We start from the raw sequence: 24,887 nt of genomic DNA on the forward strand, positions 1-24,887 counted from the left end.
AAGATGAAATAACACCTAAGCTATCGGCCTTGGGACTCTGACGTAACGACCGCATCCGCGTATTGCCGATGTTTTGATCTGCATCAATCACTTGCGCTGCGTGCGCAATATAGTCGAGAAAGCAGCACCCTTTTCACATCATGGAGGCCACCATGTTCCAGAAAATTCTCATTCCAACCGACGGTTCCCCGCTATCCGATAAAGCAGTCGATACAGCAATTGAGTTTGTGCAAAAACTGGGCGGTGAACTAGTCATACTCTCCGTCGCCGAACCTTATTTATATACGGGCATGATGGAAGGTGCAGGCGTCTTCCCGATAGATCCCGTGCTGTATGACGACAAGGTGGCGGCGCTCGCACAGAAACACTTGGACAAAATAGAAGCCACAACACGCGCCAAAGGCATTAAATCCAGAACCGTGGTGTCGATAGGCCTCAATCCGTACGAAGAAATCGTAAAAATCGCCGAAGAATACAAATGCGACGCCATCTTCATGGCATCGCACGGGCGCAAAGGATTGAACAAGCTGTTTGTCGGCAGCGAAACACAAAAAGTACTGGCGCACACCACGCTGCCGGTTCTGGTGCTCCGCTAGAAACGCGTGTCACCCTGGGTTGCGACGGCCTGTCGTGACCCATTTTTCCTGCAATTCCATCCAAGGTACGCAGGTAATAGCCGTTCTCGCCCCGTGGTATCATTGCGCTTCGCAAAAATGCGCAGAAAACATCCTGATTCAACACGAAATTCGCAAAAAATCCGCATAGTTCGTATATCCGAGCCGGATTGATTCTTGTCCTAGCCATCCAGATAGCCGCCATCCATTTTTATCCTGAACGGAATTAGTCATGCGGATACACAATTTCCTGATCACTTGCGCTCTTGCTCTTGTGACATTATCGGCACAAGCATTTGAACGACCCTTCCCGCCCGAAGTAAAACGCGGCGTGATGACACCGGCAAACTATCCGGCAATTGTTATCAATGAGAAAACACGCACCTTGTCTGCTGGCGCACGTATCTGGAATCAAGACAATATGATCGAAATGCCGTCTGCTTTACGCGGCAGCGACATCGCCGTGAATTACACGGAAAGCAATACCGGCGACATCGACCGCATCTGGATTTTGACGGCAGACGAAGCGAAAAGAACCTTGCCGCTCGTGCCTGTGGAGCCTGCCAAACCCACGCCACTGCCAGCCCCTGTATCAACAGTCAAATAAGTAACTGAGTAAATAAGCCATACCATGCAGAAAAAGATATACATCAAAACCTTCGGTTGCCAAATGAACGAGTACGACTCGGACAAGATGGTCGACGTACTCAATGCCTCCGATGGCATGATCAAAACCGACACGCCGGAAGATGCCGATGTGATCCTGCTCAACACCTGCTCCGTGCGCGAAAAAGCGCAAGAGAAAGTATTCTCCGATCTCGGCCGTCTGCGTGAATTGAAATTGCTGAAGCCGGATCTGGTGATCGGTGTTGGCGGTTGCGTCGCATCACAAGAAGGCGATGTCATCGTCAAGCGCGCACCTTATGTTGATCTGGTATTCGGCCCGCAAACCCTGCATCGTTTGCCGGAAATGTTGAAGCAGCGCCGTTCCACAGGCCGCTCGCAAGTCGATATCAGCTTCCCGGAGATCGAAAAATTCGATCACATGCCGCCAGCCAAGGTTGAAGGCGCAACAGCATTCGTCTCTATCATGGAAGGTTGCAGCAAGTACTGCAGCTATTGCGTCGTGCCGTACACACGTGGTGAAGAAGTTTCGCGCAACTTCGACGATGTGCTGGCAGAAGTAGCAGGACTCGAAGCGCAAGGCGTGAAGGAAATCACCTTGCTCGGTCAGAACGTCAACGCCTATCGCGGCAAGATGAGCCGTGACGCAGCCGATGGCGAGATCGCCGACTTCGCGCTCTTGATCGAATACATCGCCGAAATGGAAGGCATCGAACGCATACGCTTCGTCACCAGCCATCCAAAAGAATTCACGCAACGTCTGATCGATGCTTATGCCAAAGTACCTAAGCTGGTCGATCATTTGTATCTACCGGCGCAGCACGGTTCCGACCGCATACTGGCGGCGATGAAGCGCGGCTACACCTCGCTCGAATACAAATCCATCTTGCGTCGCTTGCGTGAAGTGCGTCCGAACATTTCAATCTCGTCCGACTTCATCGTCGGCTTCCCTGGCGAAACCGATGCCGATTTTGAAGCGATGATGAAGCTGATAGCCGATGTCGGTTACGACAATAGCTTCAGTTTCATTTTCAGCCCGCGCCCAGGCACGCCTGCCGCCAACCTGGAAGATGACACTCCTCATGAAGTCAAACTCCAGCGTCTGCAAAGACTGCAAGCAGTGATCGATCAAAACACACGTCGCTACAGCAATGAAATGGTCGGTACCGTGCAACGTATTTTGGTGGAAGGTCCATCGAAAAAAGATGCCGATGAACTGCAAGGCCGCACCGAAAACAATCGCGTCGTCAACTTCTCCGCCGGTCCTAATTCTGCACGTCTGATCGGTCAAATGGTCGACGTCAACATCGTGCAATCCCACGCGTATACATTGCGCGGCGAGATCATCGTTAAACAATAAATTCCTCTAATCGCATCAGCGCCTGCTCAGCCAAAATTGAAAACAAAAACTGCCGCTCAACCACTGTATTTCGTCCCGGAACCGCTGGATAACAAGCGCCTCGCGCATCTGTGCGGCCCTATGGATGAGAATCTGCGGCAGATTTCCGCCGCACTCGACGTCACCATCTTCCGTCGTGGCGAAAAGTTCATCATCAACGGTGACAACGGCGCGCGTGCGCTGGAAATTCTTGAACAGTTTTATCCGCTGGCAGACAAGATAGTCTCGCTGGAAGAAGTGCAATTGGCGCTGGTTGAACAACGCGCCGCATTGGCAGAACCGGAACTGGTCTTGGCAGTGTCTGCCAAACCTTCGAAAAAGAAAGCCGTTGAATCTGTCACCGATGCGCCGGTGTTAAAAACCCGTCGCCATGATTTGCGTGGTCGTACACCGCATCAGTTGCAGTATCTGAAGGCGATCATGGATCACGACATCACCTTTGGTGTTGGTCCCGCTGGTACCGGTAAGACATATCTGGCAGTCGCCTGCGCCGTCGATGCGCTAGAACGCGATGCCGTCAAACGCATCATCCTGACTCGCCCTGCGGTAGAAGCTGGTGAGCGCCTGGGCTTTCTGCCTGGTGATCTGTCGCAAAAAATTGATCCTTATCTGCGCCCCTTGTACGATGCGCTCTACGATTTGCTCGGCTTCGATCGCACGCAAAAAATGTTTGAAAAACAGGCGATTGAAATTGCACCGCTGGCCTATATGCGCGGCCGCACTTTGAATCACGCCTTCGTCATTCTGGATGAGGCGCAAAACACCACGCCGGAACAGATGAAAATGTTCCTGACGCGCATAGGCTTCGGCAGCAAAGCGGTCATCACCGGCGACATTACGCAAATCGATTTGCAGCAAAATCAAAAAAGCGGCTTGATCGAAGCAATTGATGTCTTGAAAGATGTCCGTGGTCTGGCCTTTACGCGCTTTACCAGCGCCGACGTCGTACGCCATCCATTGGTCGCGCGTATCGTCGATGCTTATGATGATGCCAATCAAGCTACCAAACCCGCTTTAAAGAAAACCGTAGCCACCAAAACCACGACGAAAAATGCTGCAAAAAAATAAGCTTTCCCTGTCAGTGCAATATCCTGACAAACGCCTGCAAGATCTGATCACCCGCCCTAAATTGCGTAGCTGGGTCAAGGCCGCGCTGCTTGCACCGGCACAAATCACTTTGCGCTTCGTCGATGCGGAAGAAGGTCGCACGCTGAATCGCAATTATCGCGGCAAGGATTACGCCACCAATGTACTGACCTTCGCCTACACCGAAGATGAAGACAGCGAAGTCACGCAAGCCGACATCATCCTGTGCACAGACGTATTGGAACGCGAAGCTGCCGAACAAGAGAAAACGCTGGAAGCGCATACCGCGCATCTGGTGATACACGGCGTCTTGCATGCGCAAGGCTACGATCACGAATCGGACGAAGAAGCAGAAGAGATGGAAGCGCTGGAAATTGAATTTCTGGCAGATCTCGGCTACGCCAATCCATATCTGAATACCTAATCAACACTTTATCTCACACAGGCATTGCACATCAGCAAGTAACGTTCTGCCATGCGTTTTCCATGCATTTTTGGCAGCACACGTCATTTGTTGTATCCTAATATCAATTGAAACCACCACCCGCAACGGCTTTTCGCCTTATGCAAGATATCCCCACTAGCGGCAAATCCGGCGATGCTAAACCGCATCGATCCTTGTTTGAGCGCCTGACCGCATTAATCGCCCCCGAACCCGACAGTCGCTCCGAGTTACTTACCATCCTGCACGATGCGCACGAACGCAATCTGATTGATGCGGATGCGCTCGCGATGATCGAGGGTGTTTTTCAAGTATCCGAATTGTGCGCGCGTGACATCATGGTGCCGCGCGCGCAAATGGACGTCGTCGATATCACCAAGCCGATAGAAGAATGGCTGCCTATGGTGTTGCATACCGCACACTCGCGCTTCCCTGCCATCGATGGTGAACGTGACAAGGTAGTCGGCATACTGATGGCGAAGGACTTGCTGCGTTACTACGCGGAAGAATCCTTTGATATCCGCAGCACCTTGCGCACTGCCGTTTTCATTCCCGAATCGAAGCGCCTGAACGTCTTGCTGAGCGACTTCCGCGCCAAGCACAATCACATTGCCATCGTCGTCGATGAGTACGGTGGCGTGGCTGGCTTGATCACGATTGAAGATGTGCTGGAACAAATCGTCGGCGACATCGAAGATGAATACGACTTCGATGAAGAAGAAGACAATATTCTCGCCATCAAGGCCGGTGAACATGGCCCGCGCTGGCGCATCAAGGCCTTGACCGAGATTGAGCAATTCAATGAAGAACTCGGCACCTCATTATCCAGTCCGGATGTCGATACGATAGGCGGCTTGGTTGCCGATCATCTGGGGCGCATGCCACACAAAGGCGAAATGCTGGATATAGGTAATCTGCGCTTTGAGGTATTGCGCGCCGATGCACGCCACATTCATGTACTGCTGGTAGAAAAACTGCCTTCGTCACCGAGCGAGGATGCGCTTGATAGCTGATTTCACAGATAACATCGCGCGCTCTTCCCACATCACGTCACGGCATCGCGCCTGATCTCGTGAACAGTCTTTCATCCTTCCGTTTTACAACAACCTCGGCCGCCATCGCGGCCTTGTTCGCAGGCGCACTGAATGTATTCGCCTTCGCGCCTTTCGGCTTTTGGCAGGTGCAAATCATCGCGTTGGCGCTGCTGTTCTATCTGATATTGCAAGCGCCGTCAGTTAAATCCAGCGTATTGACAGGCTGGGCCTACGGCTTTGGATGGTTTGGATGTTGCATCTACTGGCTGTATATCAGCATGCATCAATATGGTGGCATGCCAGCACCAATCGCAGCGCTGGCGGTGATCTTGTTGGCAGCCTTCCTCGGCCTGCTTCCTGCTTTGGCCACTGGTCTCGCCGCACGTTTTCAACGAGGTCGAGTGATCCCCTCTTGGATCATGCTTTTGCTGGTTTTACCTGCATTGTGGATGTTCTCCGAATGGTTACGCGGCTGGGTGTTTACCGGCTTTCCATGGGCCATCTCTGGTTACGCACACACCAATAGCCCGCTCGCCGGTTACGCGCCACTGATCGGCGTATATGGCGTGGGATGGCTAGCTGCATTGCTGGCTGCTTGTCTCGTCTTGCTACCGAACAAAAAATTCGCCTTCCCTTTGTTTATCGTCATTTTGGCGGCTGGCCTCGGTCTGAAGACAGTCAGCTGGACGACGCCAAATGGACAGGATATTTCCGTACGTCTGCTGCAAGGCAATGTGCCGCAGGAAATCAAGTTCGACGCCGAGCAAATCAATGCGACGCTGACCTTGTACGAAGACATGATACGTGCCGCACCGGCAGATTTAATCGCGACACCAGAGACAGCACTGCCACTCTTGGCGCATCAATTACCTGCAGATTACCTGCCGCGTCTGGCTGAATTCTCTACCGCATCCAACAGTCATCTGGTTATCGGCATCCCGATCAGCGACGGGCCGCAGCAATATGCCAATAGCGTCATCGGCATCACGCCTACGCCGGCCAGCGGCACCGCACCCAAACTGTATCGCTACGACAAGCATCACTTGGTGCCCTTCGGCGAATTTATTCCGCTCGGTTTCCGCTGGTTTGTCGACATGATGCACATCCCGCTCGGCGACTTCAGCCGTGGCGATGCCTTGCAGGCACCATTCGCAGTCAAGGATCAATGGGTCTTGCCGAATATTTGCTACGAAGATTTGTTCGGTGAAGAAATCGCCGGTCAATTACGCGCCAGCGATGCCGCCGGCGCCCCGGTCGCGACGCTGCTGCTGAACGTCTCGAATATCGCCTGGTTCGGTGACTCCATCGCCCTGCCACAACACTTGCAAATCTCGCAAATGCGCGCAATCGAGACTGGTCGCCCCATGTTGCGTGCGACCAATACCGGTGCCACTGCCATCATAGGCCCAGACGGAAAAGTGCTCTCGCAGCTCAAACCCTTCGAGCGCGGCGTGCTGACAGCGTCGGTGCAGGGTTATCACGGGATCACGCCTTATGTTGCCATTGGCAACGTTTTCATCGTGCTGCTGGCTTTCGCCCTGCTACTCGCAGCCTGGTATCTTGCGCGCAGAACCCCTAGTAGCCACTAAAACCCGGTAAAATCTAGGGTTTCGGCAACTCTGCCCTCGCCCGTACCGGGTGATGCAAAAATTCAAACAAGATGCTCACATTTCAACAAATTATTCTGACGCTCCAGAAGTACTGGGATGCGCAAGGCTGCGCACTGCTACAACCATACGATATGGAAGTCGGCGCTGGCACTTCCCACACAGCTACTTTCCTCCGTGCAATCGGCCCTGAACCATGGAAAGCCGCCTACGTACAACCATCGCGCCGCCCGAAAGATGGCCGCTATGGTGAAAATCCAAATCGCCTGCAGCACTACTACCAATTTCAAGTCGTGTTAAAACCAGCACCAGCCAACATTCTGGAACTGTATCTCGGCTCGCTGGAAGCACTCGGCTTCGATCTGAAGCAAAACGATATCCGTTTCGTTGAAGACGACTGGGAAAATCCAACGCTGGGCGCCTGGGGTTTAGGCTGGGAAGTCTGGCTGAACGGCATGGAAGTCACGCAATTCACTTACTTCCAGCAAGTTGGCGGCATTAACTGCAAACCGATCACCGGCGAAATCACCTACGGTCTGGAACGTCTCGCGATGTATTTGCAAGGTGTCGACAACGTCTACGATTTGAAGTGGACCGAAGGCCTGTCCTACGGCGACGTCTACAAGCAAAATGAAATCGAGCAATCGACCTACAACTTCGAACACAGCGATGCCGACTTCCTGTTCACCGCTTTCGGTGCACACGAAAAACAAGCGCTGAATCTGATCGATAACAAGCTAGCCTTGCCTGCTTACGAACAAGTATTGAAAGCCGCACACACTTTCAATCTGCTGGATGCACGTGGTGCGATTTCGGTTACTGAACGCGCTGCCTATATCGGCCGCATCCGTAATCTGGCACGCAGCGTTGCACGTAGCTATCTCGACAGCCGCGCCCGTCTCGGCTTCCCGATGGCGAAACCAGAACATGCCGCCGAAGTGCTGGCCCAGATTGAGAAGGAAGCGGCATAAGCATGAGTACCAAAAATTTATTAGTTGAACTGTTCGTCGAAGAATTGCCACCAAAGGCGTTGAAAAAAATCGGCGAAGCTTTTGCGCAAACATTGCAGGCATCGCTCAAGACACAAGGTCTGCTGGCTGATGGCAGCGTACTGACACACTTCGCGTCACCGCGTCGTCTCGGCGTGCATCTGACAGAAGTTGAGATTCAGGCTGACGACAAACAAGTCATGCAGAAATTGATGCCGGCAGCGGTAGGCTTGAGCGCCGATGGCAAAGCCACACCTGCTCTGCTGAAAAAACTTGCAGCACTAGGCGCAGACGAATCTGCAGTCGCTGGTCTAAAGCGCGAATCTGACGGCAAAGCCGATGTACTGTTTTTCAACAGCATCGTGACCGGCGTCACCTTGGCTGACGGCTTGCAAAAAGCTCTCGAAGAAACGCTGAGCAAATTGCCGATTCCTAAAGTCATGGCGTATCAATTGGCCGATGGCTGGGAAACCGTCAACTTCGTGCGCCCAGCACATGGCTTGGTTGCATTGCATGGTGCGGATGTCGTGCCTCTTGCCGTGCTCGGCCTGAATGCAGGTAACACCACTCGCGGTCATCGTTTTGAAGCCGGCCTCGATCCTGTTTACATCCGCGATGCAGACAGCTATGCGAAACAACTCCTCAGTGAAGGTGCCGTCATTGCCAGCTTCGCGGAACGTCGCGCAGAAATCGTGCGCCAGCTCGCCGCTGCCGCCAAAGAAGCCGGCGACAATCTGACGCCGATTGAAGATGAAGCATTGCTGGATGAAGTCACTGGTCTGGTCGAACGTCCTAACGTTCTGATCGGCCAATTCGAAGAAGCCTTCCTCGAAGTACCGCAGGAATGTTTGATTCTGACCATGAAGGCGAATCAAAAATACTTTCCTTTGCTCGATAGCAAGGGCGGACTCAGCAATAAATTCCTGATCGTTTCCAACATTCGCCCAGCCGATGCCAGTACCGTCATCGGCGGCAATGAACGCGTGGTTCGCCCACGTCTGGCCGATGCCAAATTCTTCTTCGACCAAGATCGCAAGAAGACGCTGACATCACGCGTAACTGGTCTCGACAAAGTCGTGTATCACAACAAACTCGGCACTCAGGGCGAACGTATCGCTCGCGTACGCGCCATCGCACAAGCCATTGCAGCCAAACTCGGCGTCGATGCACAACAAGCAGATAGCGCAGCGCAATTGGCCAAGGCAGATTTGCTGACCGATATGGTGGGCGAATTCCCTGAACTGCAAGGCATCATGGGCCGCTACTACGCGCTGCATGACGGCTTGCCAGCTCAGGTTGCGGACGCAATTGAAGATCACTACAAGCCACGCTTTGCCGGCGATGAATTGCCACGCAATCCGGTTGGCATGGTCGTCGCACTCGCCGACAAACTGGAAACCTTGGTTGGCTTGTTCAGCATCGGACAAGTACCGACTGGCGACAAAGATCCATTTGCATTACGTCGTCATGCACTCGGTATCATCCGTATGCTGATCGAAGGCAAACTGGATATCGGCATCAACGACTTGATCGCTGCAGCGGAAAAACCATTCAACGGCTTGAGCGCAGAACATCGCACTGCCTTGCTGACCTTCATTTTTGATCGTCTTGCCAATGCCTTGCGCGAACAAGGCTACAGCGTACAGGAAATCGATGCAGTGCTGGCATTGCAACCACAACGCCTGGCAGATGTCGCCAATCGTCTCGCTGCAGTCCGCGCTTTCGCCGCATTGCCGGAAGCACCAGCACTAGCTGCCGCCAACAAGCGCGTCGGCAATATTCTGAAAAAAGTGGATGGCGCAGTTGCTGCCAAGGTCGATACAGCTCTGCTGAAAGAATCTGCCGAAGTCGCATTGAACCAGACCTTGGCGACGGTCAAACCGCAAGCCGAAGCAGCGTTTGCACGCGGCGATTACACTGCATCCTTGCAAGCATTGGCCGCATTGAAAAATCCGGTCGATGCCTTCTTCGATGGCGTGATGGTGAATGCAGAAGATGTCGCACTGCGTAATAATCGTCTGGGCTTGCTGGCTACCTTGCATCAAGCGATGAATCAGGTTGCCGATATTTCCAAACTGGCCTCTTGATGGCAACCAGCTACTTGCTTCACGACATTGCAGTATCGTATTAACGATCCATCATGCAATCCATTTTGAAAGGTGATTCGATGAAACTGGTTATCCTCGATCGCGACGGCGTCATTAATCACGACTCGCACACCTTTATCAAAACGCCTGATCAGTGGGTGCCAATTCCCGGCTCGCTAGAAGCAATTGCGCGCTTGAATCAAGCCGACTATCGCGTGGTCGTCGCCACCAATCAGGCTGGCATTGCGCGCGGCGAGTTCAACATCATGGCATTGAATGCGATCCATCAAAAAATGCATTCCGCCGCGCAATCGGTAGGCGCAGAGATTGATGCCGTTTTCTTTTGCCCGCATGCACAAGACGATAGCTGCGATTGCCGCAAACCCAAGCCGGGCATGCTGCATACGATAGCCAAACGATTCAATGTGAGCTTGAAGGGATTGCCGATGATAGGTGATTCCTTACGCGACTTGCAGGCGGGTTTTGTCGTTGGCTGTGCACCTTATCTGGTGCTCACCGGCAAAGGTGAAAAAACCAGTGAAAAAGGTGGCTTACCACCGGGAACCACGATTTATCCCAACCTCGCTGCCGTCGTCGATCATTTACTGAAAGCGCCTGCGCTCAGTTACGCCGTTTAAATTATTGCTGTTAAAAAATCTGGAGACTTGATGTCACGTGCCATTTTGTTTTTGCGTTCCCTGCTCTTTGCATTGATCATGCTGGTCGCCACCCTGATATGGGCACCGATCTGCTTTCTGGCAGCGCCCTTGTCTTATAACAGACGGTATTACATTACCTCGCGCTGGAACGTCTTCATCATCTGGCTGGCAAAAGTGTTGTGCGGCATCCGCTACGAGATCAAGGGATATGAGAATCTTCCAGACCAGCCTGTGATCTTGCTGTCCAAACATCAGTCAGCATGGGAAACCATTTTTCTGCTGTGCAAAATGTCGCACCCGCTGGTCTTCGTCTTTAAAAAGGAATTGCTCTACGTGCCTTTCTTTGGCTGGGCACTTGGACTGTTGCGCATGATCCCTATCGATCGCAATAACGGCAAGGACGCGTTTGCTCAAGTCGTGGTGCAAGGTCGCAAGCGTCTTGCCGATGGTCAATGGATCATCATGTTCCCTGAAGGCACACGTATCCCGGTCGGTGAACAAGGTCGCTATAAAGGCGGTGGTGCACGCCTCGCCGTTGAAACAAATACCGTGGTCGTACCTATCGCCTTGAATCCAGGCGCATGCTGGCCGAAAAATTCCTTCATCAAGAAACCAGGATTGGTGACTGTTTCCATCGGCAAGCCGATGTCGCCGGAAGGCCTTACTGCAGTCGAATTGATGCAACAAGTCGAAAATTGGATAGAATCCGAAATGCGGGTGATTTCGCCCGAAGCCTATCCTGCTGAAGCATCACAGAAACAATAACGGCCCGACTACTCTTGAAGCTGCTTCGTCACACATCGCCCGATCCGCAACAGCTTGCGCTGCAGCTTGATTTCTTTTCGTCTGATTTTTCTTCACAACCGAAAATAGATCACCCGGCACCCAAGCATTCACCTGGATCGTTGCTGCCTAGTTTGCCATTATCAAATGGCGATGTGAGCGCACCTGTGCCTAACGGCAAACGTCGCGTCCACGTCGGCGAACACATACTGGATTACACGCTGGTGAGATCCAAGCGTCGCTCTATCGGTTTCATGATTGATGACGATGGCTTGCGTATCACTGCGCCGAAATGGGTAACGCTGACTGAAATCGAGAATGCGATTTGCGAAAAGCAGCGCTGGATTTTTACCAAACTGAATGAGCGGCGCGAACACTCTGCCCGACGTCTGCAACCGCAAATGGAATGGCGCGATGGCGCAACCTTGCCTTATCTCGGCAACGACATCACCTTGCGCATTTTGGGCACGCAATCTGCCGGCATAGTCTACGATGCCGCATCAAAAGAATTAACTGTCTGTCTGCCTGGTGCCGCTGCTGAACGCCAATTAAAAGATCGCGTGCAAGGCTGGTTGCAACTGGAAGCGAAACGCATTTTCGCTGAGCGTTTGCCGGTCTATGCGGAGAAACTGGATGTCAGCTATCAATCCTTCGCCTTGTCATCGGCGATGACGCAATGGGGCTCATGTACGGCTGACGGCAAGATTAGATTGAACTGGCGGCTGATTCATTTTGCACTGCCATTAATCGATTATGTGATTGCACATGAGTTGTCGCATTTACGCGAGATGAATCACAGTCCGCAATTCTGGGCGACTGTGCAATCGGTATTCCCTGAATTTGCTGCGGCGAAAAAAGCCTTGCGTGATCACGCGCCGGAAACGCTACCGATTTTCTAGCAAGACTGCATCATGCATGTCGACATGCATGATGCGAGTTGCCCTACGTAGAGCACTCTTTCAAACATCAGAACTTCTCTGTACTTTCCCATTCCTTGCGTTCGATCAGCTCGACTTTGTAACCGTCGGGATCCGCAACAAACGCAATCACGGTGCTACCACCTTTGACAGGTCCTGCTTCACGCGTTACGTTACCGCCACTGGCTTTGACATCAGAACAAGCCTTGTAAGCATCTGGCACTGCAATTGCAATGTGACCGTAAGCCGTACCCATTTCATATTCATGTTGGCCATGGTTATAGGTCAGTTCCAGCTCAGCATGCTCTGGATTGCTGCCATAACCGAGGTAAGCCAACGTGTATTTGTATTCGGTGTTTTCCACCTGGCGCAGCAATTTCATACCGAGCAGTTTGGTATAAAAGTCTATGGATCGTTGCAGATCGCCGACGCGGAGCATGGTGTGAAGAATGCGCATGGATATCCTCGTGGGTAAATAAAGTGAAGCCTGAATTCTATGCCGATCAGGCATTCTTTGCCTGACACACAGAAAATCGAGGAGCGCGAATTCGCCTTACAGGCGATTGGCTAATGCGACGTATTGTGCAAGTGGAATTGTTTCCGGCCGCAATTGAGGATCGATACCGACTTCGATCAAATCGTTTTCAGTAAACATGCCGGCCAAACAATTACGTATGACCTTGCGACGTTGCGAGAATGCCTTCAGTACGACTTGTTCCAATTTTTCCCGATCGCAATGCAGTGGATTTTCGAGCGGAATCATACGGACAATCGCTGACTCTACACGTGGCGGCGGATCGAATGCAGTCGGCGGCACTATGAACATCAATTCCATGTGATAACGCCATTGCAGCATCACAGACAAACGACCATAGGTCTTGCTACCCGGTTCGGCCACCATGCGTTCGACCACTTCCTTTTGCAGCATGAAGTGTTGATCCTGCACATGTGGCGCCATCTCTGCCAGATGAAACAGCAAGGGACTGGAAATGTTGTATGGCAAGTTTCCAACCACGCGCAACTTGCTGCCGGCTGGAACCGGAATAGACGAAAAATCGAATTGCAAGGCATCTGCCGAATGAATAATCAGCTTCTTCGGATCGAAAGTTTTCTTCAAGCGCTCAACCAGATCGCGATCCAGTTCAACTACGTGCATCTGATCCACGCCTTCCAGCAACAAGCGCGTCATGGCAGCCAGGCCAGGACCGATTTCAACCATCGTATCTTGTGGCTGTGGATCGATCGCGCGAATGATGTTGTATAGAACTGTGTCGTCGGTCAGAAAATTCTGGCCGAAGCGCTTGCGGGGGATATGTTTCATTGATTAACGGTTCAAGCCGAATGGATTCAGCGAGTTGCTTCTGTAAAAGAGGTGGATGCTGTTGCCATTTGCGATGCAACGCGTATCGCTTCCAGCATGCTGCCATGATCGGCATGGCCCAAACCGGCCGCAGCCAGATCCAGCGCTGTACCGTGATCAACCGAGGTACGAATAATCGGCAAGCCCAAGGTAATGTTTACGCCCAGCCCGAAGCTGGCGTACTTCAATACCGGCAAACCCTGATCGTGATACATCGCGAGCACGCAATCAGCATCTTCCAGATACTTTTGCTGGAACAAGGTATCGGCTGGATAAGGACCGCGCACATCAAAACCTTTTGCAAGTGCAGCTTGTAGTACCGGCGTGATGACCTCAATTTCTTCACGTCCCAGATAGCCGCCTTCGCCTGCATGCGGATTCAAACCGGTTACAAGAATACGTGGTTGCGCAATACCGAATTTCTTCTGTAAATCTGCGTGCAGGATATCGAGGATGCCGGCCAGACTATCGAAAGTAATTGCCGCAGCGATATCTTTCAGTGCCAGATGCGTCGTTGCCAAGGCCACACGCAAGGGCTGCGGCGTCGCATTGGTCGCCAACATCATCACCACTTGTGCAGTATTGGTTTTATCAGCCAGATATTCTGTATGGCCGGTGAATGGTACGCCGGCTTCGTTGATCGTGCTTTTTTGCAGCGGCGCAGTGACTATCGCATCGAACCAGCCTTGCATTGCACCTTCTATCGCAATATCCAGCGTTTGCAAGACGTAACGACCATTGTGCACATCCAGCTTGCCAGGCACCACGTGCGCCGCAAGCGAGCAGTCGATCACAGTAATTTGGTCACGTGGAAAATCCGGCAAACCGCTATTACGTACGGCTTGCAAAGATAATGCTGACAATCGAATAGCCGGATTGATGGCAGCAGCGGTCATGGCTAAAAATGCCGCATCGCCTATCAGTATGCTTTTTACATCGGCACGCAATTCCCATGCAGCCCGGATTGAAATTTCCGGGCCAATACCGGCCGGTTCGCCACAAGTAATGGCGATAGTCGGACGCTTACTCACAGCATGGATAAAACGAGATGGACATGATTATCTATCTTCCAAACGGTATTCGACATAGGCGCGATCACGTACTTGGCGCAACCAATCCTGCGTTGCTTCTTCCATTTTTTGTTCGCGAATTGCCTGACGCGCAATCATGCGCTGACGCTCTTGCGATACGTCGTCGCTCTTGCGTTCCGTCACGAGAATCAAGTGATAACCAAATGGAGATTCGATCGGCTCACTGACTTGACCTATCGGCAGCGCATCCATCGCGCGTTCGAATTCCGGCACGGTATCGCCAGGATAAATCCAGCCGAGATCGCCACCTTTGGATGCAGAGAAGTCATTCGAATACAGTCGTGCCAATTCTTCAAACGTCGCGGCCTTGTTATCCAGACGCTGCTTCAATTCCGTCAATTTGCGGCGTGCTTCCGCTGCCGAGACAACTTGATTCACCTTGATCAGAATATGGCTGACATGTGTTTGCTTGACAGCTGCAGGTGCCGCAGCACCATGATCCTGCGCCGCACCACGCATCACGCTTTGCGTACGTTTTCCGAGCAACTTGATAATGTGAAAACCGTTACCGCTCTTAACCAGCGGTGCAATTTGTCCTTCTTGCAGATTGGCTGTGGCATCAACGAATAATTGCGGCAAACGCTCCGCAGTACGCCAACCCAACTCACCACCCGTCAAGCCATCCGTACCATCTGAATAGGCAACTGCCAATTTGGTAAAGTCTGCACCAGCATTCAATTGCGCTATTACGTCATCTGCACGTTTTTTGCTATCGGCGAGTTGTTGTGGCGTTGCATTTTCAGGCACACGAATCAGAATTTGTGCGAGATGCAATTCCTGCGGGGCAGCCGCAGTCGTACCATTTTGTGCTGCGAGGTAAGCATCTATTTCAGCATCCGATATCTGGATCTTGTTATCTACTTCGCGCTCACGCAAACGCTGCATGGTGATCTCATCGCGAATTTCGTTACGAAATTTGGAGTAGATCAGACCATCTTCTTCCAAGCGCTTGCGGAATTCCGGCATGCTCAATTTATTTTGTTCTGCAATACGACCGACGGCGCGATCCAACATCGCATCATCAACCTTGATCCCAGACTCTTTCGCTTGCTGCAATTGTGCGCGCTCGACGATCATGCGCTCCAATAATTGGCGCTGCAGTTGATCACGCGGCGGCATGGCACCACCCTGGCTTTTCAAGCGTGCCTCGATCATCTTGAGACGCTCAAGGAATTCGTAGCGTGTGATTACTTCATTGTTGACCACCACAATAATGGCATCGGCCAAACGCGGCTGCACACTAGGAGAAGCTGCAGCGGCATTGACATTGGCAGGAACCATGTTTTGCGCATGGGCAGCAAGCGTCACGCCACACGTCATGCTCAACAAAATCAATGCATGTTTGACAGATCGAATCGGCTTTTGAAAATTAAACATAGGATGACTCATGATTTCTACGTAACAGCTTAATAATTAAGATTATTGGAAGGTTGTCCCAAAACTTGATAGCCGGGAATACTTCTACGCAAAGCTTCCAAAGGATCGGAACCCAACTTTGTTAAGCCGCTCAACTCGAGTTGAAAAAAGAGCGTTGAAGTTGATTGGCCAGTCGCCGTTGGAATACGTTGCGCCACCACGCGGAATATCCAGCAATCGGCCTTGTATTCAAGACCGATCAAGCCTTCAGACAAACCTCTGGCGGGCGCCACTCCTGTTTGCGTATAGCTAGGGCGATTCGCATAATCGTTGGGCAAAGAATAATTGAGTCGACCGACACCATACCAGCGATCAGCGATCGGCCATTGGCCAGATACGTCCACTTGACGCAAGGCATTCGGTACGTCAACACGGTAGGTCAAATTCAATACTTTCTTTGGCTCCGGCCGCCAGCTCACCCCTGCATTGGCGCGAGTAACAGCTCTTTCACTTGCGCTATATTGCATATTGCCTTCAGTGCTGAGCGCATTGGAAATTTTGAGCATGGCGGATGCCAGCAAATCGGATTTGCTTTCCGCAATCGGGGTACCCAAGATAACGCGTTGGTCGTCAAAATAAAGCCTCTGAGCAAGTGCTAAACGCAAACGCTCTGTGCCGCTTTCTTCGATATAGCGTGAGACCATTGCTACCGTTAACTGGTTCGCGTTGCTGATGCGATCATTACCGATAAAACGATTTTCACTGAAAATCTGCGCAAAGCTCAGATCAGCTAATGCCGTATCAAATATCGGGAACTGACTTTGATCACGATACGGCGTTCTTACGTAGAACAGACGCGGTTCCAGAGTCTGGGTTGCGGCTTGACCAAAAATACTGGTTTCACGCTCAAATACCAAACCGCCATCCAGAGAAAATGTCGGCAGTGCGCGGTTGTATTTTGAACTGATGTCGGTAGAGGGATCCTGTACGCTGTATGTCGCGGCATTCAGCGACAATTTCGGCGTCAGGAAATAACTAGGACGAATAATCGGGTATGAAATACTAGGATTAACGACATAACGCTCGCCGCGCACCAGAGTCGGATGCCAGAAGCGTGTCGCCTCAAGATTTGCCGTCCAATCAAAACCATTAACGTCTTGTCGTCCTGCTACAAGGCTCACCTGAGGCAGTCTATCGTACGGAGCAACGATAGGAGAAGCAGGATCCTGCAATACTTGATAGTTAGAAGCGCGTGCCGTCGCCGTCCAGAAACTACCAGAGTAATTGAAGTACAGATCTCGCGACAACAAGCGTTGCGTACTCGTTGTCAGATTCCGGGAAAAATCAACAGGGTAGTTATTATCCGAAGCCGAATTGATATTCCAGCCAAACGACGCCGCTGAATTAAAGCGTTGCGTATGCACAGAGGAAAACGCCCAACGATCGGTCTTGGTCTCACTATCATTAGGCAGGAATTCCGCTTTGGTTTGTCCTGCGTAATCAGCATCCAAGTAACGCGCATCTGCACCCAACATAAGGCCTCGACGGGCAATGTATCGCGGTGTCAGTGTCAAATCGCGATTCGGCGCGATATTGAAATAATAAGGTGTCGCTAATTCAAAACCGCCGGTACTCGTTGTACCAAATGTCGGCGCCAGGAAACCCGACTTGCGTGCCCCGGAAAGCGGGAAAGACATAGAGAACGCACCCAGAATCGGTACGCCCTTGAAATAAATCACAGGCGACTCGGCAGAGCCAACCTCACGCCCGGTGTCGAGTTCCAAGGTGCTCGATTTGATATACCAGTCCGGATTCGGGCCTTCGCAAGTACTATAGGTTCCCCCGACAACAACTGCGCGGTCTTCCCCTTCGAAATTGATTCGTTCCGCGCGTCCTTGCCCATTGCTCTCTTGCATGAGGTACGTCGTATTGGTGACATAACCAACACCCGTATCCATCTTGATGCGCATCTTGTCGCCGGTGTAACGGTCGCCGAAGCGTGTCATGCGAACGTTGCCGTTCACTTCGACTTCATCCTCGCTCACCCAATAAGTCGCATGATCGGCAGAAACCGTCGTCTCGCCGCGGATGATTTCCACATCACGATCCAGCACCAGCTCACGATCCGGACGCCCAGTCATTTGCTCGGCACTGACACGCGTCTCTTCGTCACGTTCGGCCGCCTTGGGCGATTTTGCAGTTGTTTCAACAATTTGGGCAGAAACGAAGGTCGGCGCAGAAACCGCGGCGATCAATGCGGCCATTGTCGTTAGCAAACGCTGAGGGCGGTGAAAAGAGAAGGGCCAGGTCATGAAAATAGAGTTTTGAGTACCATCGCTGGCGATTTTTCGAATTTAATCCCTTATTATATGGGAACTCACCGCCCATCAACCGGATTACCTAGGCTTGCTTCATGTCTTTACATACAACATCTGATTCCGCTGACGACTTGCGTCTGACGGAACTCAACAAATGGCTAGCCTCTTTACCAGCGCCGCTGCTCAAACTGGACTCCTTACGACCAGCATCCTCCGATGCAAGTTTCCGCCGTTATTTCCGCATAGACGGCGCGGATGGGGCCACTTTTATCGTAATGGATGCCCCTCCGCCGCAGGAAGACGTACGGCCTTTTATCCATGTCGCAGAGGTTTTTGGCGAAACCGGAGTGTCCGTGCCGAGCATTTTGGCACAAGATATCGACCAGGGCTTTTTGCTGCTGACCGACCTTGGATCGACTACTTATCTGCAATTGTTGAATCCGGACAATGCGCACAAGTTATATATCGATGCCATCGATGCATTGGTCCACATCCAGACACACAGCAAACCGGCGGTTTTACCCGAATATGATCGCGCCCTGCTGTTGCGCGAACTGATGCTGTTTCCCGAATGGTATATAGGCAAGCATCTTGGCCTGACCATGACAGAAAAGCAAACGACTACGCTGAACAATATATTCGAGCTCCTGCTGGCGAATAACCTTGCGCAAGCGCAAGTCTATGTACACCGCGATTATCACTCGCGTAACCTGATGGTGCTGACGCAAGGCAATCCCGGCATTCTGGATTTCCAGGATGCGGTATTTGGTCCTATTACCTACGATCTGGCCTCATTGCTACGTGATGCCTATATTCAATGGGACGAGGAAATCGTACTGGACTGGGCAATCCGCTATTGGGAGCGCGCCAAACGTGCTGGTTTGCCGGTCAATCCTGATATCGATTCTTTCTATCGCGATTTTGAATTCATGGGCTTGCAGCGGCACCTGAAAGTGCTGGGTATTTTTGCGCGCCTGTATCACCGCGACGGCAAAGACGCTTACCTGAAAGACCTGCCGCTGGTCATGGAATACACCCGCAAAGTGGCCTATCGTTACAAAGAACTCGCACCGCTAGTGAAATTACTGGACGAGCTAGAAGACAAGGCGCCACAAGTCGGCTATACCTTTTAAGCAACAGCACACTCCGGCCTGCCGCTAGCCCTTGGCTACGCAGGCTGCATCAAAGATCTATTAACGAAATGCGAACACCATGAAAGCGATGATATTCGCAGCCGGACGCGGCGAGAGAATGCGTCCGCTCACAGATACCTGCCCCAAGCCGCTGCTCACAGTGCGCGGACGTCCTTTGATCGTCTGGCACATCCTGAATCTGGTGCGCGCCGGCATCACAGATATCGTGATCAATCACGCCCACCTCGGCAATATGATTGAAGAAACACTGGGCAATGGTGAAAAATTTGGTGCACGTATCAGCTATTCAGCTGAAGGCACCGCCTTAGAAACCGCGGGCGGCATTGCCAAGGCTCGCCACCTGCTCGGTGATGAACCTTTTCTGGCTCTTGCAGCTGACATCTACTGCCCCCACTTTGATTTTGCACAAGTGAAAAATGTGCTGGAAGATAACGATGTCTGGGGCAATCCATACCCTGTCGATCAGCGCGATGTAGCATGGCTGTATCTGGTAAAAAATCCGGCACATAACCCGCTGGGTGATTTTGCATTACACAGTTTTTCCATCACCAACGAAGGCGAGCCTAGACTGACTTTTTCCGGCATAGGCGTGTATCGCCCCTGCATGTTCGATTCGATAGCGGCCGGTGAATCGGCCAAGCTCGCACCACTGTTGCGTGAATATGCAGCGCGCGGCCAGGTCGGTGGCGAACTGTACCGCGGTGACTGGACCGATGTAGGCACGGCTGAACGTTTGGCAGAACTGAATGCACCTTTGACAGGACATTACAAATGAAACCGTACACCGATAGACGCGCATCACTGATCGCACAAATGCAAGCCAAAGGCGGCGGCATAGCGATCATTCCGACCGCGCCGGAAGTCATGCGCAACCGCGACGCCGACTATCCGTACCGACACGATAGCTATTTCTATTATTTGTCCGGATTCACCGAACCGGAAGCTGTAATTGTCTTAGTCGCAGGCGCAAAGAACCAAGCCATCTTGTTCTGCCGCGAAAAGAATATGGAACGTGAAATCTGGGATGGCTTTCGTTATGGCCCCGATGTAGCGCGCAGTACTTTTGGTTTCGATGCGGCCTATCCGATAGAGGCACTGGATACAGAACTGCCGAAGTTGATGGCGAATGCACCCGCCCTATTCTACGCACTCGGCAGCGACAGCAAACTCGATACCCAAGTACAAGGCTGGCTGCAAACTGTACGCACGCAAGCACGTGCCGGCGTCACACCGCCGACTGCTGCCTACGATGTGCATGTACTGCTGGATGAAATGCGTCTGTTCAAGGATGCTAGTGAAATCGACATCATGCAACGCTCGGCAGATATCGCAGCAGCAGCACATAGACGTGCAATGCGCATCTCGCGCCCCGGCCTGCGTGAATATCATCTGGAAGCAGAAATCCTGCATGAATTCCGCAACAGCGGTTCGCAGTTTCCAGCTTACGGCTCCATCGTCGCCACCGGCGCGAATGCCTGCGTGCTGCACTACCGTGCCAGCGATGCAGAGTTGAAAGATGGCGATCTGGTTTTGATCGATGCCGGTTGTGAACTCGACAGCTACGCATCTGACATTACACGTACCTTCCCGGCGAACGGCAAATTTTCCGGCCCGCAAAAAGAATTGTATGAAATCGTCCTGGCATCGCAAGATGCTGCGTTTGCAGAAACACGTCCAGGCAAACGCTTTATGGATGGGCACGATGCCGCTGTCAAAGTTCTGGCACAAGGCATGCTGGATACCGGCCTACTCGACAAAAACAAGGTTGGCTCGCTGGATGACGTCATTGCCAGCCGCGCCTACAGCCAGTTCTATATGCATCGCACTGGGCATTGGCTGGGCATGGACGTACACGATGTCGGCGAATATCGCGATGCGGCACCAAATGGCACAGACAAGCCATGGCGTACTTTGCAAGCCGGTATGGTACTGACAGTTGAACCGGGCATTTACGTTCGCCCTGCAGAAGGCGTGCCAGAAAAATACTGGAATATCGGCATCCGCATCGAAGACGACGCCTTGGTCACCGCCACCGGTTCGCACGTCTTGAGCGCAGCAGCACCAAAAACTGTGGCCGATATCGAAGCCTTGATGAAGCACTGATTCGATTGCCATGCAGACTGATTTCGACATCGCCATTTGCGGCGCCGGCCCGGTAGGACTGGCGCTCGCTGCATTATTGGTCAAGCATGGCAAACAAGCTGATCGCATTGCACTGATAGATGCAAAAACCATAGAGCAAAGCGCACAAGATCCACGTTCAATTGCACTGTCATACGGCAGTCAGCAAATCCTGGAACGGATAGGTGCATGGCCCATTGCCGCGACAGCCATCCATCAAATTCACGTCTCCCGCCGCGGCCATTTCGGCCGCACCCTGATAGACCGTGCTGAATACCATCTACCCGCGCTTGGTCACGTCACACGTTACGGCGCTATCGTCTCCGCTCTGAACACACTTGCAGGAGCGACGGCGATCAAGATGATACGCCCGCAAAGCGTTAGCAGTATCACGGAAAACGATGGCATGGTGAGCTTGAATTTCGCCGAACATGCGCCCTTGTCCGCACAGTTGGTGATACAGGCTGAAGGCGGCATCTATAACGAGCAAACCAAAAAAACTCTGCATCGCGACTACGATCAAATTGCGATCGTCGCACACGTAGATGTCAGCGCAGCGATTTCACATCGCGCTTTTGAACGCTTCACGGATGAAGGACCGCTGGCCTTGCTGCCACAGGATGATAGCTATGCCTTGGTATGGTGTGTACGTCCGAAAACAGCAGAGCATTTGCTGGCCTTACCGGATGCTGCATTCTTGCAAGAACTTGGACGTGCCTTCGGCACGCGTCTGGGAAACTTCACAGCCTGCAGCAAACGTAACGCCTTCCCACTCGGCTTAAATGCGAAGCCAGATGCATCCGAACGCATAATTGCGATCGGCAATGCCGCTCAAACCTTGCATCCCGTTGCAGGTCAGGGACTCAATCTGGGATTGCGCGATGCGGCAGTGCTGGCACAACTGCTAAGCACGCATGCGATGCCGGAGGCATTAAACAAGTTTGCAGAAAAACGCCGCACGGATCGCAACACCACTATCCATCTGACCGACATCATGGCGAGGATTTTCGCAGATAACTCTCGCGGGATTATTTCGCAAACCTTGCTGGGAATATCGCTAGGCATGGTAGATGCGATCCAGCCTGCCAAGAAATTTCTGGCTGAGCAAATGATGTTTGGTCGACGCCCTTAGCGGCATCCTTACGCTACGCAATAAAAAAGCCGCATCACACGATGCGGCTTTTTTCATTATTCCTAGCGGATCAGCACAGTGCGCTCGGCACTGTCGCTTAAAAATTATGTTGATCAGACGCCGACTTCAGCGCGCTGAAATTCTGCCCAATTGACTGTCGATGCTTTTTTAGCACCGCCATGTGTCATTGTTTCGTAGCAGCGAGCTTTGGTAGTTTGGATGGCATCGATCAGGAAGTCCGCGTCGTACACTCTGAGCAAATGCGATTGATGCGTTTCCATATATTTCTTGATGCGATCTCTTTCGCACGACAGGCTTTGCAGCGCGTGGAATGTTTCATCATCCCAGTGCCAGCTCAAGCCGAGCTCGTAGAACGCTGCGTTATAGGCAGCAAGATGGCATTCAACTGCATCACGTATCGGGCATTGTTCAAGTACGGAATTGATCATGGCACTTCCTCTTCTATATGTTCACGTCACTGCGGAACCCTGTCTGCACACCTTTCTACAGACTGCGAACGTATCGTAATGCTCAATAATGATTAGGTATAGTTAAAGTATTTAATCATAATCATTACTCATAACTTATGATTTAGAGGTATAAAAAACCGCTATTTGATGATTTATGACGAGGTTTACAGTGATTATTGACAGTAGTCATAGGCAAACCTTACCAAGGCAGGATATTGTTGCGACCGGGCTAAATACAGGCCAGTCTGCAATCCGCATCGTTCAATCGCAGGCATCAACAGCAACATCTCGGGATTGATCGCGTCATGAAAGTCATCGTTTTGGGTTCGGGCATTATCGGCACGGCATCGGCCTGGTTTTTGAACAAAGCTGGTCACGACGTAACGGTCATCGAACGCCAACCCGGTGCTGCGCAGGAAACCAGTTTTGCCAATGGTTGCCAGATCTCTGTCTCGCACGCCACGCCATGGGCCAACAAGACCGCGCCCATGACCATCCTCAAATCACTAGGCAAGGAAGATGCGCCCCTGCTCTATCGTTTCCGCGCCGAATGGCTGCAATGGAAATGGGGCATGAACTTTCTGCGCGAATGCACACCGACGCGCACCGTCCATAACATTCATCAAATCGTCGCGATCGCTGAATACAGCCGTCAGACTCTGCAATCTGTACGTGCCGAAGTCGACATAGACTACGACTGTTTAACGCGCGGCATTCTGCACTTTTATACAGATCAAAAAGACTTTGATGAATCATTGGCATCAGCCAGCGTGATGCGCGATCTCGGTTGTCCGCGTGAGCCCATGACCGCAGATCAGGCAGTCACGCTGGAACCAGCGTTAGCGCATATCCGCAAGCAAATAGTCGGTGCTGACTTTACTGAAACAGACGAATCCGGCGACATCTACAAATTCACCACCGGCCTGGCACGCAAGGCGCAAGAGCGCGGCGTCAACTTTCAATACAACACGACGGTGACACGTCTAATTACAGAAGGAAGCGGCGCTGCGGCACGCGTAACCGGCGTTGAAGTGATTAATCCGGAAGGTCGTCACATGACGCTGCACGCGGATGCATTCGTGATGGCGATGGGAAGTTTTTCCGTGCCGATGTTGAAGCCCTTAGGCATAGCTTTAATGATCTATCCGGGCAAAGGATATTCAGCAACATATCCGATTGTGAATCCCGATTTGGCACCAACCGTATCGCTGATTGATGATGGCTACAAATTGGTTTTGTCGCGACTGGGAAATAAACTGCGTGTAGCTGGCACTTGCGAATTCAACGGCTACTCGCGCGAACTGAATGCCACCCGATGCGATGCAATTACACGCAGAACGCGCGAACTATTTCCCGATGCTTGCGATTACGAGAGTCCGGCATACTGGGCTGGGCTGCGTCCATTGACGCCATCAAACGTGCCCTACATAGGCAAGACAAAATTCAGTAATTTATTTTTGAATACCGGACATGGTTCGCTGGGCTGGACCATGGGCTGCGGTTCGGGACGCGCAATCGCCGATATTATTTCCGGCGTACATCCAGAGGTAGATTTTGCTTTTACCGGCATTGCACCGCGCAAGACATCTACCCACACACTTGTATCAAGCAGCCACAATAATCGCACTGCATAAACCCGTTTGA

23 protein-coding genes are annotated in these 24,887 nt (G+C 52.0%); 17 read left to right on the forward strand and 6 right to left on the reverse strand.

Features of this window, described 5'->3' with window-relative positions; all coding sequences use genetic code 11:
* The first annotated feature begins 152 nt into the window (after nucleotides 1-152).
* From BQ6873_RS09260 to BQ6873_RS09315, 12 genes are all read left to right on the forward strand, one after another.
* Complete coding sequence (locus BQ6873_RS09260) at nucleotides 153-596, forward strand: universal stress protein (RefSeq protein WP_076592385.1); 444 nt, start codon at nucleotides 153-155, stop codon at nucleotides 594-596.
* 250 nt (nucleotides 597-846) lie between these two features.
* The gene (locus BQ6873_RS09265; protein WP_076592386.1) at nucleotides 847-1,221 is read left to right on the forward strand and encodes a hypothetical protein; all 375 of its coding nucleotides are present in this window, start codon (nucleotides 847-849) and stop codon (nucleotides 1,219-1,221) included.
* Nucleotides 1,222-1,245: 24 nt separating this feature from the next.
* A complete protein-coding gene (miaB, locus tag BQ6873_RS09270) occupies nucleotides 1,246-2,598 on the forward strand; it encodes a tRNA (N6-isopentenyl adenosine(37)-C2)-methylthiotransferase MiaB (protein ID WP_076592387.1) in 1,353 nt (450 codons plus the stop codon).
* A 36-nt stretch (nucleotides 2,599-2,634) separates the two neighbouring features.
* Nucleotides 2,635-3,705, forward strand: coding sequence for a PhoH family protein (locus BQ6873_RS09275; protein ID WP_076592388.1), 1,071 nt, complete (start codon nucleotides 2,635-2,637; stop codon nucleotides 3,703-3,705).
* The gene (gene ybeY, locus BQ6873_RS09280; protein WP_173830597.1) at nucleotides 3,689-4,147 is read left to right on the forward strand and encodes an rRNA maturation RNase YbeY; all 459 of its coding nucleotides are present in this window, start codon (nucleotides 3,689-3,691) and stop codon (nucleotides 4,145-4,147) included. The genes BQ6873_RS09275 and ybeY overlap by 17 nt, the downstream gene beginning before the upstream one ends.
* Before the next feature lie 140 nt (nucleotides 4,148-4,287).
* Nucleotides 4,288-5,178, forward strand: a complete 891-nt coding sequence (locus BQ6873_RS09285) for an HlyC/CorC family transporter (RefSeq protein WP_076592389.1) — start codon at nucleotides 4,288-4,290, stop codon at nucleotides 5,176-5,178.
* A 59-nt stretch (nucleotides 5,179-5,237) separates the two neighbouring features.
* The gene (lnt, locus tag BQ6873_RS09290) at nucleotides 5,238-6,788 is read left to right on the forward strand and encodes an apolipoprotein N-acyltransferase (protein ID WP_076592390.1); all 1,551 of its coding nucleotides are present in this window, start codon (nucleotides 5,238-5,240) and stop codon (nucleotides 6,786-6,788) included.
* A 71-nt stretch (nucleotides 6,789-6,859) separates the two neighbouring features.
* A complete protein-coding gene (gene glyQ / locus BQ6873_RS09295) occupies nucleotides 6,860-7,777 on the forward strand; it encodes a glycine--tRNA ligase subunit alpha (RefSeq protein WP_076592391.1) in 918 nt (305 codons plus the stop codon).
* A 2-nt stretch (nucleotides 7,778-7,779) separates the two neighbouring features.
* The gene (glyS, locus tag BQ6873_RS09300) at nucleotides 7,780-9,882 is read left to right on the forward strand and encodes a glycine--tRNA ligase subunit beta (protein ID WP_076592392.1); all 2,103 of its coding nucleotides are present in this window, start codon (nucleotides 7,780-7,782) and stop codon (nucleotides 9,880-9,882) included.
* Between the two features lie 80 nt (nucleotides 9,883-9,962).
* Entirely contained in the window at nucleotides 9,963-10,520 is a 558-nt protein-coding gene (gene gmhB / locus BQ6873_RS09305) for a D-glycero-beta-D-manno-heptose 1,7-bisphosphate 7-phosphatase (protein WP_076594049.1), read from the forward strand.
* A 30-nt stretch (nucleotides 10,521-10,550) separates the two neighbouring features.
* Nucleotides 10,551-11,306 carry a lysophospholipid acyltransferase family protein gene (locus tag BQ6873_RS09310; protein WP_076592393.1) on the forward strand — a complete coding sequence of 252 codons (756 nt, stop codon included), beginning with the start codon at nucleotides 10,551-10,553 and terminating at the stop codon, nucleotides 11,304-11,306.
* Nucleotides 11,307-11,320: 14 nt separating this feature from the next.
* Nucleotides 11,321-12,223 carry a M48 family metallopeptidase gene (locus tag BQ6873_RS09315; RefSeq protein ID WP_076592394.1) on the forward strand — a complete coding sequence of 301 codons (903 nt, stop codon included), beginning with the start codon at nucleotides 11,321-11,323 and terminating at the stop codon, nucleotides 12,221-12,223.
* A 67-nt stretch (nucleotides 12,224-12,290) separates the two neighbouring features.
* Here BQ6873_RS09315 and gloA read toward each other — a convergent pair whose 3' ends face one another.
* The 5 genes from gloA to BQ6873_RS09340 all read right to left on the reverse strand — a co-directional run bounded on the left by gloA (nucleotide 12,291) and on the right by BQ6873_RS09340 (nucleotide 18,312).
* A complete protein-coding gene (gene gloA, locus BQ6873_RS09320) occupies nucleotides 12,291-12,698 on the reverse strand; it encodes a lactoylglutathione lyase (RefSeq protein WP_076592395.1) in 408 nt (135 codons plus the stop codon).
* 96 nt (nucleotides 12,699-12,794) lie between these two features.
* Nucleotides 12,795-13,562, reverse strand: a complete 768-nt coding sequence (gene rsmA, locus BQ6873_RS09325; protein WP_076592396.1) for a 16S rRNA (adenine(1518)-N(6)/adenine(1519)-N(6))-dimethyltransferase RsmA — start codon at nucleotides 13,560-13,562, stop codon at nucleotides 12,795-12,797.
* Between the two features lie 26 nt (nucleotides 13,563-13,588).
* A complete protein-coding gene (pdxA, locus tag BQ6873_RS09330; RefSeq protein ID WP_076592397.1) occupies nucleotides 13,589-14,632 on the reverse strand; it encodes a 4-hydroxythreonine-4-phosphate dehydrogenase PdxA in 1,044 nt (347 codons plus the stop codon).
* Between the two features lie 27 nt (nucleotides 14,633-14,659).
* Nucleotides 14,660-16,069, reverse strand: coding sequence for a peptidylprolyl isomerase (locus BQ6873_RS09335; RefSeq protein WP_231949312.1), 1,410 nt, complete (start codon nucleotides 16,067-16,069; stop codon nucleotides 14,660-14,662).
* A gap of 29 nt (nucleotides 16,070-16,098) precedes the next feature.
* Entirely contained in the window at nucleotides 16,099-18,312 is a 2,214-nt protein-coding gene (locus tag BQ6873_RS09340) for an LPS-assembly protein LptD (protein WP_231949313.1), read from the reverse strand.
* Nucleotides 18,313-18,461: 149 nt separating this feature from the next.
* Here BQ6873_RS09340 and BQ6873_RS09345 point away from each other — a divergent pair, with 149 nt between their 5' ends.
* The 4 genes from BQ6873_RS09345 to BQ6873_RS09360 all read left to right on the forward strand — a co-directional run bounded on the left by BQ6873_RS09345 (nucleotide 18,462) and on the right by BQ6873_RS09360 (nucleotide 22,773).
* Entirely contained in the window at nucleotides 18,462-19,499 is a 1,038-nt protein-coding gene (locus tag BQ6873_RS09345) for an aminoglycoside phosphotransferase family protein (protein WP_076592400.1), read from the forward strand.
* A gap of 79 nt (nucleotides 19,500-19,578) precedes the next feature.
* Nucleotides 19,579-20,295: an N-acetylmuramate alpha-1-phosphate uridylyltransferase MurU gene (gene murU, locus BQ6873_RS09350; RefSeq protein ID WP_076592401.1), complete on the forward strand. Its 717-nt coding sequence runs from the start codon at nucleotides 19,579-19,581 to the stop codon at nucleotides 20,293-20,295.
* Complete coding sequence (locus BQ6873_RS09355; protein ID WP_076592402.1) at nucleotides 20,292-21,623, forward strand: aminopeptidase P N-terminal domain-containing protein; 1,332 nt, start codon at nucleotides 20,292-20,294, stop codon at nucleotides 21,621-21,623. The genes murU and BQ6873_RS09355 overlap by 4 nt, the downstream gene beginning before the upstream one ends.
* 10 nt (nucleotides 21,624-21,633) lie before the next feature.
* Nucleotides 21,634-22,773 carry a UbiH/UbiF/VisC/COQ6 family ubiquinone biosynthesis hydroxylase gene (locus BQ6873_RS09360; protein ID WP_076592403.1) on the forward strand — a complete coding sequence of 380 codons (1,140 nt, stop codon included), beginning with the start codon at nucleotides 21,634-21,636 and terminating at the stop codon, nucleotides 22,771-22,773.
* A 113-nt stretch (nucleotides 22,774-22,886) separates the two neighbouring features.
* Here BQ6873_RS09360 and BQ6873_RS09365 read toward each other — a convergent pair whose 3' ends face one another.
* The gene (locus BQ6873_RS09365) at nucleotides 22,887-23,222 is read right to left on the reverse strand and encodes an HAD family hydrolase (protein WP_076592404.1); all 336 of its coding nucleotides are present in this window, start codon (nucleotides 23,220-23,222) and stop codon (nucleotides 22,887-22,889) included.
* Nucleotides 23,223-23,548: 326 nt separating this feature from the next.
* On the opposite strand from BQ6873_RS09365, the gene BQ6873_RS09370 reads away from it, so the two are divergent.
* Entirely contained in the window at nucleotides 23,549-24,877 is a 1,329-nt protein-coding gene (locus BQ6873_RS09370) for a D-amino acid dehydrogenase (protein ID WP_076592405.1), read from the forward strand.
* Nucleotides 24,878-24,887 lie beyond the last annotated feature (10 nt).

The organism is Herminiimonas arsenitoxidans (assembly GCF_900130075.1).
GTDB classification, from domain to species: domain Bacteria; phylum Pseudomonadota; class Gammaproteobacteria; order Burkholderiales; family Burkholderiaceae_D; genus Oxalicibacterium; species Oxalicibacterium arsenitoxidans.

Excerpts from the sequence above, each read along its gene's own strand:
- murU (WP_076592401.1), top strand. The coding sequence starts at position 19,579 with ATGAAAGCGATGATATTCGCAGCCGGACGCGGCGAGAGAATGCGTCCG.
- BQ6873_RS09340 (WP_231949313.1), bottom strand. The coding sequence starts at position 18,312 with ATGGCCGCATTGATCGCCGCGGTTTCTGCGCCGACCTTCGTTTCTGCC.
- BQ6873_RS09260 (WP_076592385.1), top strand. The coding sequence starts at position 153 with ATGTTCCAGAAAATTCTCATTCCAACCGACGGTTCCCCGCTATCCGAT.
- rsmA (WP_076592396.1), bottom strand. The coding sequence starts at position 13,562 with ATGAAACATATCCCCCGCAAGCGCTTCGGCCAGAATTTTCTGACCGAC.
- BQ6873_RS09355 (WP_076592402.1), top strand. The coding sequence starts at position 20,292 with ATGAAACCGTACACCGATAGACGCGCATCACTGATCGCACAAATGCAA.
- BQ6873_RS09370 (WP_076592405.1), top strand. The coding sequence starts at position 23,549 with ATGAAAGTCATCGTTTTGGGTTCGGGCATTATCGGCACGGCATCGGCC.
- BQ6873_RS09310 (WP_076592393.1), top strand. The coding sequence starts at position 10,551 with ATGTCACGTGCCATTTTGTTTTTGCGTTCCCTGCTCTTTGCATTGATC.
- BQ6873_RS09335 (WP_231949312.1), bottom strand. The coding sequence starts at position 16,069 with ATGTTTAATTTTCAAAAGCCGATTCGATCTGTCAAACATGCATTGATT.
- BQ6873_RS09345 (WP_076592400.1), top strand. The coding sequence starts at position 18,462 with ATGTCTTTACATACAACATCTGATTCCGCTGACGACTTGCGTCTGACG.
- BQ6873_RS09265 (WP_076592386.1), top strand. The coding sequence starts at position 847 with ATGCGGATACACAATTTCCTGATCACTTGCGCTCTTGCTCTTGTGACA.
- BQ6873_RS09365 (WP_076592404.1), bottom strand. The coding sequence starts at position 23,222 with ATGATCAATTCCGTACTTGAACAATGCCCGATACGTGATGCAGTTGAA.
- glyQ (WP_076592391.1), top strand. The coding sequence starts at position 6,860 with ATGCTCACATTTCAACAAATTATTCTGACGCTCCAGAAGTACTGGGAT.
- gmhB (WP_076594049.1), top strand. The coding sequence starts at position 9,963 with ATGAAACTGGTTATCCTCGATCGCGACGGCGTCATTAATCACGACTCG.
- BQ6873_RS09285 (WP_076592389.1), top strand. The coding sequence starts at position 4,288 with ATGCAAGATATCCCCACTAGCGGCAAATCCGGCGATGCTAAACCGCAT.
- ybeY (WP_173830597.1), top strand. The coding sequence starts at position 3,689 with ATGCTGCAAAAAAATAAGCTTTCCCTGTCAGTGCAATATCCTGACAAA.
- BQ6873_RS09360 (WP_076592403.1), top strand. The coding sequence starts at position 21,634 with ATGCAGACTGATTTCGACATCGCCATTTGCGGCGCCGGCCCGGTAGGA.
- glyS (WP_076592392.1), top strand. The coding sequence starts at position 7,780 with ATGAGTACCAAAAATTTATTAGTTGAACTGTTCGTCGAAGAATTGCCA.
- gloA (WP_076592395.1), bottom strand. The coding sequence starts at position 12,698 with ATGCGCATTCTTCACACCATGCTCCGCGTCGGCGATCTGCAACGATCC.
- miaB (WP_076592387.1), top strand. The coding sequence starts at position 1,246 with ATGCAGAAAAAGATATACATCAAAACCTTCGGTTGCCAAATGAACGAG.